This window comes from Schleiferia thermophila (genome assembly GCF_003337435.1).
Lineage (GTDB): Bacteria > Bacteroidota > Bacteroidia > Flavobacteriales > Schleiferiaceae > Schleiferia > Schleiferia thermophila.
Genome location: NZ_QPJS01000002.1, coordinates 289,424 through 302,340, shown reverse-complemented (window position 1 = coordinate 302,340; position 12,917 = coordinate 289,424). Strand labels below are relative to the sequence as shown.

Genomic DNA, 12,917 nt, shown 5'->3' with positions numbered 1-12,917 from the left:
GAAATGATACTTTTGGCTGCAACAAATGTAAGCTCATGTGCGGTTTTTCGGGTCTTGTTGATTTTTCAGGCAGATATGACAGCAACTGGATTAAAAAATCGATTGACCTGCTCCGCCACAGAGGTCCCGACGATGAGGGCATTGAAGGAATTGTAAATTCTGAATATACCGTTTGGTTGGGTTTTAGGAGGCTTGCCATCATTGACCTTACTCAGGCAGGTCACCAGCCAATGTTTTCGGCAGATCGCCGGGTGGCAATTGTATTCAACGGAGAGGTCTACAACTACCGACAGTTGAGAAATGAACTGATTGAACGAGGTTACACGTTTAGATCAAACTCGGATACAGAAGTTATTCTTTGTCTCTATCAGGAATTTGGAATTTCATTTGTCAACAAGCTCAATGGCATGTTTGCCATCGCTCTTTGTGACTTTTCCAAACACAAGCTCTATTTAATCAGAGACCGTATCGGCGTAAAACCACTGTATTACAAGCTTTCAACTTCCGGCAATATCCTCTTTGCATCTGAATTAAAGGCACTACTGGCTCTTGAAAAAACTGATCAAAAGATTAGTCATTCTGCTGTTTTTCAATATTTTACTACAGGATATATACCCTCGCCTAATTCGATATTTGACGGCATCAGCAAACTTTCTCCCGGACACTATGCCGAATATGAATTGATGAGTAAACACATTAGATTGGAGCGTTACTGGGAGATCACTCCTGGCCAAAGGCAATTTGAAAGCCTGAAATCTGCTGCACTCGAGTTGGAAGAACTTATGAGAGATGCCTTTAGCCTAAGAATGATCGCTGATGTGCCTGTAGGTATTTTTCTCAGCGGAGGATATGACAGTACCTGTGTGACCGCCATCCTCCAGTCAATGAGCAGCAACAGGCTGAAGACTTTCACCATTGGATTTAATGAAGCAGATTACAATGAAGCCCCTTTTGCAAGAAGGGTGGCCCAGCATATCGGAACGGAGCATCACGAGCTTCTATGTACTAAGGAACAGGCACTAGACATTATACCCGAGCTCGCATATTACTACGATGAGCCCTTTGGAGATTCCTCAGCTATTCCGACGATGCTGGTGAGCCGACTAGCCAAAAGTCACGTGACTGTAAGCCTTTCGGCCGATGGAGGTGACGAGCTGTTTGCCGGTTACCAGCGCCATCTGAAAGGATTACAACAAATCGGACTACTCAGCAAAATACCTTCCGGTATTAGAACATCTGTACTCTCCATCCTGAAAGCTATACCCCGGCAAAAGGATGTGATGAAGCATGACCTGATCTCCAAACTGGCTAATTATCTTAGGTATGAAAAAGTTCCTCTTTTGTTTTTGAATCAGTTGAGTATTTTTTCTCCTTATCAGATACAGTCCCTGCTAAGGGAGCCTGCCACCATAATGCCTTTACAGGAATTTCATGTAATGACAGACCGTTTGGATTCGGTTTTGAAACAGATTCTTCTTACAGACTTAACAACATACCTACCCGACGATATCCTCACCAAAGTCGACAGAGCTACGATGGCTGTGAGTCTCGAAGGCAGAGAGCCTCTGCTCGATTACAGGTTGGTGGAATTTGCCTTTCAATTACCGGATGAGTTTAAAATTGACAAAAGTGGAATGCAGAAAGCGATTCTGAAGCATATAGTCCACCAATATGTTCCCCGGGAAATAATGGAAAGACCTAAAATGGGTTTTGGTATACCGATCCATCGATGGTTACAAAAAGATCTTAGCTGGATGTTACAGGAGATTTTTTCTGAGGAGAAAATAAAAAAACAAGGATTTTTTAATCACAAAACCATTTCCCAAGCCATTCAATCTTTTTTAAAATATGGGGAAAACACTGATTTTCAAAGGATTTGGCTACTGCTCATGTTTCAGATGTGGTTTGACAGGTGGGTGGATGCTCAAAGCTGAACTTCCCGGCAATAAAATCTTGTGAACATTTCCTCTTCGTACCAGCCCAGTGATTTTGTGAGTTTTACTACTTCCACATGATATGTATTGCCATAAGCCCATTGATACATGTCTTCCGTGCGCTCCCACACACTAAATGTGGCCTGCTCTATCAATGGCAACTCACCCATACCCATTGATAAAATCGCCTTTTCAGAAATCTGAGATGAGACCTTTGGCACGTAGTTCCAGAATTTCCACCACATCGACCGGCGAATACTTCCCCTGGTAACGATCGAAATCCAGGGATATTCCTCTGGATCCGAAAGCGGTGGAAAGTCGCTAAATGGGTTTATTCCATTCCAAAGGCCATGGGTTTTATGGGGATACATCTGGAAAATCCTGATCATACCTAACTTTTGTTTAAATTCTCTGAAAACCTCCGATTCAAAAAGGCCCGTTGCATTGTCGGTTGTAAAAATCCAGGTATAGGTGCTGAAGTCAGGTATAATTCCAAACCCATTCCCAGAACCCGTACCCATCATTTTGAAAAATCTAAGCTTTTGTTTCAAACGATCTTTCCAACCCCTTAAACCCATTTTTTTAAAGGCCCACCATTTATTTAATAAACCTTCAAATTTGAAAATAATCAGATAAACGGCCGGCTCATAGTCCTTTCTCATAGTAAATTCGTAAAAAAAAGTATTATGAATGCAAAAACAACATTTTTTGCAATACTTCAGTTTTATGTATTTTTCACATTTGGCCAGAATTGTGTCAGCCCGGAATTAATTTCAGTTGAGTGGATCGAATACCTGGTCAATGAGTTAGCATCTGAGAGAATGCAGGGGCGTTACCCCGGTACGGAAGGAGATTCATTGGCAACTGTTTTCATAATCGATAATCTGACCGAGGCCGGCACAGTACCCATGGGTCAAGCTGGCACATATCTTCAGAAATTTAAAATAAAACTCCAGGTCAGGCATTCCGAAGATACCAGGCTGAGCTTTGGAAAAAGCTCTTACAAGCCATCGGAACTTGCCTATCCCACCCGTTACAGTGCCAATGCACGCGCCAAAGGAAAAGTTATCTCCCCGGTATTTTCCTTAAGAGATGAAAGAATTATAATACAAAATCCCAGACAAATCAAAAGGAAAATTGCTCTTGTAGAGCTTAGCTCAGTTAAAGAATTATATGAAAGTAACGGGGTTGATTTTAAAAAATTTACTACAGAAGACCTCATTACTGAACTTGAATCAGCTGGAGTAAAAGCTGTTATTTTCACCACTAATAAGATGACAGGAATCCCGGTACCCGAGAGATACTTCGAAACACTCCGGAAGAAAAGCATTCCCATTTGGTTTGTAGCAAGTGATTTGTCTCAAAAATTAACCAAAAAAAGAATTCGTTTAATAACTGAACTCTTTGAAAATGAAGTCACAACCAACAATATCGTCGGACTCATTGAAACAGGATCCCCCTACACCATTGCTATAGGTGCACACTACGATCACCTTGGGATGGGAGACAAAAATTCAATATATCGCGGAAAGCCAGCCATTCATCATGGTGCTGATGACAATGCTTCCGGCGTAGCAGGTGCACTGGCATTGGCAAGATATCTCAATGAATACGGCCCCCGAAAATTTAATTACCTGATTATGCTGTATGGAGCTGAAGAACAGGGGCTTCTGGGTTCGAAATATTGGGTTTCCAATCCCACTTATCCAATCGAAAACATTGTGGCCATGTTTAATTTGGACATGATTGGAAGACTGGGTGATGATAAAACTTTGAAAATCAATGGAACCGGGACAAGCCCGACATGGGATGCATTCTTCAGAAAATTCAGATGCTACGATTTCAGATACCAGTTTTCAAAAGGAGGAAGAGGACCCTCGGACCATACCTCTTTTTATAATCAAAACATCCCGGTGCTTCATTTTTTTACCGGACTACATGCCGACTACCATAAACCCACTGATGTGGCAGCAAAGATTAATTTTCAAGGCGTACGAGAGATAGTAGCCCTATGTGCCACTCTCGTAGAAGAATTGAACACTATGGATAGTCCACCCCTTTTTACCCCTACGGATGATGCAGAAGAGTCAAGACCCCTGCGATTCAATGTGACGATGGGAATCATGCCAGGTTACAACAACGATGATTCAGGTCTGGAAGTCGAAGGTGTCACAAAAGGCAAACCAGCTGAAAAAGCAGGTATCACTAAGGGCGATATCATCGTAAAAATCGGAGAAAGACAAATCCGAAACATCAGAGACTATATGGAAGCCCTCTCCCTCTACGACAAAGGCGATTCCACTCCGGTCCAAATCATAAGGTCCGGAAAGCAACTTGAAGTTACCGTTCATTTCGAATGAGGTCCTTTAAAAATCAAAAATTTTTTGATTAAAAAAAAATTACACTTTCCCCCTATTTTTGGGTATCCTAAAAGAATAGGAAATGAGGGGCTTCATTATCAACATAATTTTAACGATGATCATATGTCAAGCCCTTTTTGCCCAAGATAAAGATTCATGGACATCCAGGTTTATTCTGTCTGTTAATCCGGAACTCACCGACCAAGAGCAAAAAGATACCCTTAACAAACTGCTCAAGATAGCTGAAAAAAATCACATAGAAGACGCTTATCCACTGTATCTAAATGCTTTGGCAGCTTATTATTATCAAGTAGAAAAGCCAGAGTCGATGCTTACTTATTTGTATAAAGCCATAGAAGTCAATACAATCATTGAAAATAAGACCCTGCTATCTACTAACTACAATCTGCTCTCCATTTACCACCAAGACATGCACAACTGGGATAAGGCATTGGAGGCAATAGAAATGGCTGAAGCCCAATTGGATCCCCAAAAGCAACCTATATTGAAAAGAATTTATGAAGGGAATAAAGCAGCTATTTACTTTATGCTTGAAGATTATAATCGGGCCAAAGACATCTACGAACGTAACCTGGATTTTTTTCTTAAGCTCAATGACACAGCCATGTATTTAGGTGATGTCTACAATCTAGCGTATTCGCACTACAGACTCGGTAATCATAAGGCCGCTGAAAAGTATGCCAATATGTTTTTGTCGCTGTATGCAAAATTTTCCGAAAGAGATCAACTGTCAGAAGTTTTAGCAAAAGTCTATGGAGTGTTGGATCGCCTGCACTACGATGCCGGAGACATCAAAAAATCTTTAGAGTACCAGCACAAAAAACTCGAAATTGCTGAACGCATACACCACTTTGGGCTCTTGACAGAGACCTGCGAAAGGCTGTCTGTCACCTATGAAAATATTGGAGAAATATCCAAAGCTTTGCAATACATAAAACTCTCCTCTCTATACAACGACACACTAATCGACCAGACGCGTGCACAAACTCTGGCTGAAATGGAAAGCCGCTACGAATCCAAAATCAAAACCTTAGAGCTTCAGTCTGCACTCGACAAACTGGCATTGGAGAAGCGAAGAAAAAACCTTTATCTAGCCATGTTTGCATTGGTGGTTGTATTCTTAGTGGGTCTTACAGCTATAATCTATCAAAAAATAAAAATCAATAAGAAGGAAATACAGCTTTATAATGAGCATATCAACACTCTATTGCGCGAGCATGAGCTTGAAACTGCCAATGCGCTCCTGAAAGGGCAGGATATGGAGCGAGAAACAATCGCTGAAGAACTACACGACCGCATGGGAAGTCTGATTGCATACATCAAAATGAAACTGTATTCGCTAGAGAAAAAATTAAAATTTGACGAGGTATTGACTACAGAAATAAATGAAATATCGGATGCGGTGACCGAAGCAGCTGAAGAAATACGTCGTATCTCCCATAATTTGTCTACAGGACTCATCAGCAAATTTGGACTAAAAGCTGCTCTTGAAGACTTATGCAAAAAAATAAATACCAGCCATATGGTAGCAATGGATATTGACTTCATACCGACTGATTTTCCTAGATTTGACACCGATTTTGAAACAAACATTTACCGTATCCTTCAGGAATTGACCACCAATACTCTCAAGCATGCCAAAGCATCGTCAATAACCATTCAAATCAGCTACTTTGACGGCATATTTCATTTGCTTTTTGAAGACAACGGAAAGGGCTTCGGAAAGAAAAGTCATAAGGGAATAGGTCTAGTCAACATTGAGAACAGGGTGCAAAAACTACAGGGAAAGATTTCTATGGACAGCCTACCTGGCAGAGGTACAACCTTCTCTATTGAAATACCTATACAAAAAAGTGTAACAGCATGATCAGACTTCTCATCGCAGAAGACCAAAAACTTTTATACGATGCTTTCTCTATAGTAATCGGAGAACACGCCGAATTGCAAATCGCCGGCTGGTGCAACAATGGCTTGGATGTGTTGCCCGCAATTTCAGAAAAAAATCCAGATTTGCTGATTCTAGATATCAATATGCCGGGTAAGGATGGTATCACAGTGGCTGAAGAAGTCAAAAAATACTATCCCGGTGTACGCATCCTGGTGATGACCTCCTATTCCTCCGATTTACTTGTAAATCAACTGCTTCACCTGGGCATAGAAGGATATATTCTCAAGTCAGATGATATGCATATGTTTTTCGAAGCCATTTATGCCGTTGCGGCTGGAGAACGTTATTTTTCCAATTCTGTAAGCAGCCTAGCCGAAAATCCCAAAGAAAAATCTGTACACAACCTGTCAAATAGAGAAATCGAAATCATAAGACATATTTGTAAAGGACTTTCTACCAGTCAGATAGCTGACTTGCTGTACATCAGTCCTCTCACAGTAGACACACACCGTAAAAACATCTACCACAAGCTCGGAATCCGTCATCAGAGCGAATTAATACGTTATGCTGTGGAGCGAGGTATCGTCTGACTAGTTTTCAAAGTGATCTGTACCTTTGCACCGATATGAAGACCTTTGAAGAAGTAAGTGCATTAGCCGGGCGCCTGGAAGCGCTAAGGGGGTATCTTTGACCCGGAAAGTAAGAGAATTGCGCTCCAAAATGAAGAAGAGCGAACCGCTGCTCCCGGATTTTGGGACGACCCAAAGAATGCTCAGAAAGTACTAAGAACCATTAAGGACTTAAAGTTCTGGATTGAAGGTTTCGAAAATGCCTGCCAACTAGTGGAAGAAGCCCGACTGGCTTTTGAATTTTTCAAAGAAGGCGTAATCGGGGAGGAAGAACTTGACAAAGCCTATAACGACGCCCTGGAAGCAATCGAAAATCTTGAATTCCGGAACATGCTCTCGGCCGAAGAAGACCACCTAAGTGCCGTTTTGCAAATCACAGCGGGTGCCGGAGGTACCGAAAGCTGCGACTGGGCTTATATGCTGCTACGCATGTATACCCGCTGGGCCGAAAAATACGGATACAGGGTAACCACACTCAACCTCCAAGATGGCGATATGGCAGGAATTAAAACCGCCACCATTCAGATTGATGGGGAATATGCTTTTGGTTATCTAAAAGGTGAAAACGGCGTGCACAGGCTGGTGCGAATTTCACCGTTTGATGCAAATGCCAAAAGACACACATCCTTTGCATCGGTGTATGTATATCCGCTGGTAGACGATTCTATTGAGATAGATATCAATCCGGCAGATATTGAGTGGGATACATTTCGTTCCAGTGGGGCTGGCGGTCAGAATGTCAACAAGGTAGAAACCGGTGTTCGCCTCCGGCATAAGCCTACAGGCATCATCATCGAAAACACCGAAACCCGTTCACAGCTTCAAAACAAAGAAAAGGCTTTGCAGCTACTGAAATCCCAACTCTATGAAATAGAGATTGAAGCGCGCAATCAAAAACGGGCAGAAATCGAGGCCGGTAAGAAAAAGATTGAGTGGGGCTCGCAAATCAGAAACTATGTGCTGCATCCCTACAAGCTCGTCAAAGATGTGCGAACAGGCACTGAAACTTCCAATGCCGAAGCCGTATTAGATGGTGAAATTGATGAATTTTTAAAGTCCTACCTTATGTCAACCGGAAGCAGCAGCCGTGCTATGAATGCTGAATCAATGCCATGAGGCCTGGCATTATTGACCGGTATATATTGAGATATTTTCTGGGTACCTATTTTCTGGTGCTCATTCTTATCCTATTGATTGCCATAGTCTTTGATATTTCTGAAAAAATTGAAGATTTTATCACCAGAGGGGCCACTCCCAGGGAAATCATTTTTGATTATTACCTCAACTTCATCGTTTACTATGGCAATATGTTTACCAGCATGATTGTATTTATTTCTACCATTTTTTTCACAAGCATGCTGACCAACCGGACAGAAATAGTAGCCATACTTACCGGTGGTATGAGCTTCCGGAGATTAATGGTACCCTATTTCATTGGCACTGCTACAATAGCTTTGCTCAGTATGGCACTTGCTCATTATATCATTCCCATCAGCAACGTGCGAAGACTACACTTCGAAAACCTATACATCAATCAAAATACCGGAGAGCGCTATAGCGATATTCATAGACAAATAAAACCCGGACATTTGATATATCTCGAAAATTACAATCCCGACCGAAAGTCAGGGTACCGATTTACTTATGAAGTTTTTGATGGTCAGAAACTGCTCTCAAAGCTTTCCTCTGATTTTATTCGATACGACACACTCACTGGTACGTGGCGATTAGATAATTATACAATCAGAGTGATTGGAACTGATGGCGATAAACTAGTCATTGGCCGGCAAAAAGACACCTTGCTGGAATTTAAACCCGACGAACTCAGCCCCAGCCTCTACTCGGTAACCATGATGAACACTCCTCGATTGCTCGAATTTATCAGAGCCGAACGAATCAGGGGGTCTGAAAAAGTGAATATGTACCTCATTGAACTTCATCAACGAACTGCCTGGCCATTTGCGACCGTGATTCTGGTATTGATAGCTGTGAGCATCAGCAGTCAAAAGCGAAGAGGAGGTATGGGCTTTAATATAGCTCTTGGACTTGCCCTATGTGTCACTTACATTTTTTTTCAGCGTGTATCAGTAGTATTCAGCACCAATGGAAATCTTTCTCCACTAGCGGCATTATGGCTTCCTAACCTGCTCTTTGCCATCATAGGTGCTTTCCTTTATCGGATTGCTCCTAAGTAAATTTCAAGGTATATTGTATAAATTTTTAATTTGCTTCTTCCTGTATCCACCGCTCTACCATCTTTTGAGCCGATGGGATGGTTTTGAGCATCCAGATTAAAATTTGACGCTTTTTATCCGCATCCGATAGCTGCCAATCGATCCCTTCGCTTTTTAGTCTTTTTTTCAACGTATACATTAGTACTCCAGCTGTCACAGATACATTGAGACTTTCGGAAAATCCCTCCATAGGAATGGCAACAAACCCATCTGCTTCCTCAAGGATTTCAGGGTGGTGACCATGACGTTCGGAGCCCATTGCTATGCAGATTGGCTTGCGAATATCAAGATTTTCTGCACTAAGTCCATCGATGTGTGGGGTAGCAGCTATCAGCTTATATCCGCTCTGTTTGATGGCATGAATGGCCTGACCATAGTCGACGTTACCCACCTGAAAAATCACTGTATTTACCCACTTCTGAGCTCCCATAGCAATCTCTTCATTTACCTTAAATCTGTACTTGTCTTCGATTACAAATACAGTATTGTAGCCAAAACAATCAGCCGACCTGATGATGGCACTCGAGTTTTGTTCGTGGTAAAAATTGTCTGCCAGCCACGCTATGTGATTGGTTCGATATTCAATCAAAGTCGTAAAGAGGTTTTTTTTGTGTTCAGTAAGCAAATCAAACAATCTGTCGTAATACTTTAAAGCCATTCTAAAGTCCGGTGTTACCTGTTCCATATTTTGACTGATTTGGTGATATTTTCAAAATTTGTTCAGCTACCTTTGCAGCCAAAATTACTTGTAAATAAAAATGTGGAATAAAATCATTCGGATCGCCCTTACAGTATTGATTTTTTGTGCTTCTATCTGGCAATTTGTAGAAAGCAATATCGGAAATGGAATTTTTCTATTGGTATTGAGCAGTTTAATACTGCTCTCATATTTCAGAAATGAAAATATGATTATGGCATTGTGGTATTTGCGATCGCAGAAGTTTGACAAAGTAAAAAAATGGCTATCCCGTATTAAAAATCCAGAGCAGTCACTTATTAAATCACAGGCGGCTTATTATTATCTGCTGCAAGGACTGGTTAAAGGGCAGGAACAAAATCTGAATGAGGCAGAAAAAAACATAAAAAAAGCAATGACGTTAGGCCTGCGAATGAAAACCGATGAGGCAATGGCTTGTCTGCAAATGGCTGGAATTGCCTTGGCTAAAAGGAGAAAAACTGAAGCCAATATGTGGATCAACAAAGCTAAACAACTCGATCAGAAAAAACTACTCGCCGACCAGATAAAGCAGATTAAGACGCTGGCCAACCGGATTTAACAAGGTCCTGAATTTTTTACTACCATGTAGAGAAACCATGCATAACCGTAAAATCTGAGATATCTTGTAGAGGCCAGAAGTACATATTTTTTAAATGGATATTTTATAGCGCCTGTTACCACACTTACCGGCGAAAATGGCAGTGGAGCAAGTGCAGAAGTCACAATCAATATGCCTCCGAATTTTTTGAGAAGATCAAATTGTTCTTTGAACTTATCATCAATCCAATACCGCACTACCTTGATTCTATAAAAAAGTCTTCCATAACTATAGCTAATAATCCCGCCTATATAGCTCAGTGAGGCAAGAATGAATACTATTCTATAGGGATATTCAAAGCTCTTTGCCCATACAATGAATATATCGGGCGATAAAATCCCCGTGAAACACTCTGACAAAAAGAGAAACCCCATGATCAACCAAGCGGGATATTTGGTTAAATGAGTACAAACAAAGTGATTAAAATCAAAAACATAATGGGTTAAAACCCAAAAAATGACCATAAAAACGGCAATCGTCAGAAGCAGTTTCCAGAGGTTTTTGCCTAAAAAAGAATAAACTCCCCGCTTTCTATTGGCATAGTGTAAAATTTCTAAATATTTTCCGAAACTTCGATTCTTCTTCTCCAAATTCTGGTTTTTTCAAGGTTCTTTAGCAGAAGATGTATTTTTTGTCTGCCTATTATGTCGCCAAATGGCAATGGCAATCACTGTGGCAAGTAAGTATGGGATACTCATTAGAAAAAGAATTCCGGTATTCAGATTTTTTGCACCAATGTTACCGCTGGATGATTCTGCTACGGCTTTGCACATTGCACACTGTGCAAAGCTGCTCTCAGCCAAAATGACGGAGAAGGTCAAAATTAATAGCAGCACTAAAATATTTCTCATACCGGATAATAAGGTGACATAAATACATAAACCAATACACCCGTAATTGCCACATAAAGCCAGATAGGGTAGGTATATTTGACAAGTTTTTTGTGTTTGTCGATCTCCATAGTGCTCCCTCTGTAAATTGAAAGCATCGCCAATGGGAGTACAGGAACCGAAAGAGCAATATGCGTAATCAGAATAAAAAAGTAGATAATCCGTGTGGCACCTTCTCCACCAAAAGGAGTGGGAGGATTTGAGACTTTAGAAACCACGTACGACACCAGAAACAACGCAGAAAGTACAAATGCCGCCACCATAACTGCCCTGTGCAGGTGTATCTTCTTTCTTGAAATAAATATGCCTCCGAGGATCAACAACACTGCTGTAGTTCCATTTAAAAAAGCGTGAAAAGCAGGAAGTTTTTTTGCCTGTGGGAAGCTGTTTTCCAGACTAAAGGTTTCTGGATATATCATTAGCACAGCAACTGCTACAGGGACAAGCACAGAGAGTGTGACAATAACCGGAATCATCACGCTATCGTTTTTTTTGATACCCACACCCATTCTAATTAGATTTTTTGCTTTTCTTGCGCTTTAAAGATTCATTTTTTTCGTATTCGGCAATCAGAACAGAGATGTCTTCTTGTAGATCCTTCAATGCCATCTGGTCAAGGCTACTATACGCTCCGATAATATTACCATAGTCATCGCGCCTGGACCGTAGCCTTCCTTCCCAGTCTACCAATACAAGTAATTCTGAATGCAGATATCCTCCAGGAGCAGTTTCATCTTCGCTTGCATTGAGAAACAGGGCTTCGGCTAGCTTATAGATCCTATCCTTTTCAGCAGTCAGAAAATTCCATACAGTTCTTCCGTTTACTGTATTTGCACCGATACTTTTAGCATATGCTTTGAGCGCTTCGACAGAGTCTCTCTCAGGGTCTACAGTAAAGGAAAGTATCTGAAAATTTTCAAATCCGTTGAATCTATCGAAAATTCGTTCTTTCACATGGAAATTCATGGGACCACAGATGCTGGGGCAATTCGTAAAAAAGAAATTGATGACTGTAATTTTACCCTTCAGCGAATCGTCGGTGACAATCGTACCTGTATGGGATATGGCCCTGAAGTGAGGCACCGCGTAGCGAATTGTGTCATAGTGGACATTACCAGCCTCGTCGGTCCGCTCCAATACGGTTGGAGGCCCGACATAATCAAGGGTATTAAAAAATACCTCTCTCGAAGAGTAAACGAAAATTAAATAAATCAAAACGGGCATTAGAAGTATAGATACCAATAATGCCCGTCCTAAATTGTTTTTCATCATTATCAGATCTCCTGCATACAGAACAAATTCTGGAAACGTATGTTTAAAATCCGATTTTATACATATAAGAACCCTCCGTCAGTACGATGAAAGTCAGATAGGGAATCAAAATTAGAGTAGGTAATGTCAGCGTCCATATCAGATTTTTCCTCTCATATTTCACATGCATAAAATATGCAACAATATAATATGCCTTCAACAAAGTAAGTACGATAAAAATATGGTTTAGCAGCCTGGTTCCCATTACCTCTACCATCAAGGGTTCAGGATGAATAATTCCAAGAATTACTTCTACTGCTGTAACTATGAGCAAGATGAAAAATACTATCCAAATGGTTTTTACCATTTTCTTTTCGTCATGCACGTGAGCCAT

General features: G+C 41.0%; 14 protein-coding genes. 7 read left to right on the top strand and 7 right to left on the bottom strand.

What is annotated here, in order from left to right; genetic code table 11:
- Positions 1–35: 35 nt before the first annotated feature.
- Entirely contained in the window at positions 36–1,934 is a 1,899-nt protein-coding gene (gene asnB, locus DES35_RS06460) for an asparagine synthase (glutamine-hydrolyzing) (protein ID WP_037357286.1), read from the top strand.
- On the opposite strand, the gene DES35_RS06455 is transcribed toward asnB, so the two are convergent.
- Entirely contained in the window at positions 1,925–2,596 is a 672-nt protein-coding gene (locus DES35_RS06455; protein ID WP_114366144.1) for a hypothetical protein, read from the bottom strand. The genes asnB and DES35_RS06455 overlap by 10 nt on opposite strands.
- 24 nt (positions 2,597–2,620) lie before the next feature.
- On the opposite strand from DES35_RS06455, the gene DES35_RS06450 reads away from it, so the two are divergent.
- The 5 genes from DES35_RS06450 (at position 2,621) to DES35_RS06430 (ending at position 9,027) form a co-directional block, all read left to right on the top strand.
- Positions 2,621–4,294, top strand: coding sequence for a M28 family peptidase (locus DES35_RS06450; protein ID WP_051889195.1), 1,674 nt, complete (start codon positions 2,621–2,623; stop codon positions 4,292–4,294).
- Positions 4,295–4,376: 82 nt separating this feature from the next.
- Positions 4,377–6,182, top strand: a complete 1,806-nt coding sequence (locus tag DES35_RS06445) for a tetratricopeptide repeat-containing sensor histidine kinase (RefSeq protein ID WP_114366143.1) — start codon at positions 4,377–4,379, stop codon at positions 6,180–6,182.
- The gene (locus tag DES35_RS06440; protein WP_037357280.1) at positions 6,179–6,793 is read left to right on the top strand and encodes a response regulator; all 615 of its coding nucleotides are present in this window, start codon (positions 6,179–6,181) and stop codon (positions 6,791–6,793) included. Before DES35_RS06445 ends, DES35_RS06440 begins: the two co-directional genes overlap by 4 nt.
- Before the next feature lie 35 nt (positions 6,794–6,828).
- Positions 6,829–7,948 (top strand): peptide chain release factor 2 gene (gene prfB, locus DES35_RS06435; RefSeq protein WP_185714352.1). Its coding sequence is split into 2 segments (ribosomal slippage): positions 6,829–6,891 and positions 6,893–7,948, totalling 1,119 coding nucleotides; the frame shifts between segments, so codons are not numbered across the junction.
- A complete protein-coding gene (locus DES35_RS06430) occupies positions 7,945–9,027 on the top strand; it encodes an LptF/LptG family permease (protein ID WP_114366141.1) in 1,083 nt (360 codons plus the stop codon). The genes prfB and DES35_RS06430 overlap by 4 nt, the downstream gene beginning before the upstream one ends.
- Positions 9,028–9,052: 25 nt before the next feature.
- Here DES35_RS06430 and DES35_RS06425 read toward each other — a convergent pair whose 3' ends face one another.
- On the bottom strand, positions 9,053–9,751 hold the full coding sequence (locus DES35_RS06425) for a TrmH family RNA methyltransferase (protein ID WP_037357274.1): 699 nt from the start codon (positions 9,749–9,751) through the stop codon (positions 9,053–9,055).
- Between the two features lie 73 nt (positions 9,752–9,824).
- Between DES35_RS06425 and DES35_RS06420 the strand changes: the two genes are divergently transcribed.
- Positions 9,825–10,343, top strand: a complete 519-nt coding sequence (locus tag DES35_RS06420; RefSeq protein ID WP_037357272.1) for a hypothetical protein — start codon at positions 9,825–9,827, stop codon at positions 10,341–10,343.
- Here DES35_RS06420 and DES35_RS06415 read toward each other — a convergent pair.
- The 5 genes from DES35_RS06415 to DES35_RS06395 are packed head-to-tail and all read right to left on the bottom strand — an operon-like array spanning position 10,340 to position 12,917.
- The gene (locus DES35_RS06415; RefSeq protein ID WP_114366140.1) at positions 10,340–10,972 is read right to left on the bottom strand and encodes a YqaA family protein; all 633 of its coding nucleotides are present in this window, start codon (positions 10,970–10,972) and stop codon (positions 10,340–10,342) included. The two genes, DES35_RS06420 and DES35_RS06415, sit on opposite strands and share 4 nt — an antisense overlap.
- A 12-nt stretch (positions 10,973–10,984) precedes the next feature.
- On the bottom strand, positions 10,985–11,233 hold the full coding sequence (locus DES35_RS06410) for a hypothetical protein (RefSeq protein WP_114366139.1): 249 nt from the start codon (positions 11,231–11,233) through the stop codon (positions 10,985–10,987).
- Positions 11,230–11,748, bottom strand: coding sequence for a DUF420 domain-containing protein (locus tag DES35_RS06405; RefSeq protein ID WP_244906329.1), 519 nt, complete (start codon positions 11,746–11,748; stop codon positions 11,230–11,232). The genes DES35_RS06410 and DES35_RS06405 overlap by 4 nt, the downstream gene beginning before the upstream one ends.
- Positions 11,749–11,782: 34 nt before the next feature.
- Entirely contained in the window at positions 11,783–12,541 is a 759-nt protein-coding gene (locus tag DES35_RS06400; RefSeq protein WP_051889194.1) for an SCO family protein, read from the bottom strand.
- A 46-nt stretch (positions 12,542–12,587) separates the two neighbouring features.
- Positions 12,588–12,917: a cytochrome C oxidase subunit IV family protein gene (locus DES35_RS06395; protein WP_037357264.1), complete on the bottom strand. Its 330-nt coding sequence runs from the start codon at positions 12,915–12,917 to the stop codon at positions 12,588–12,590.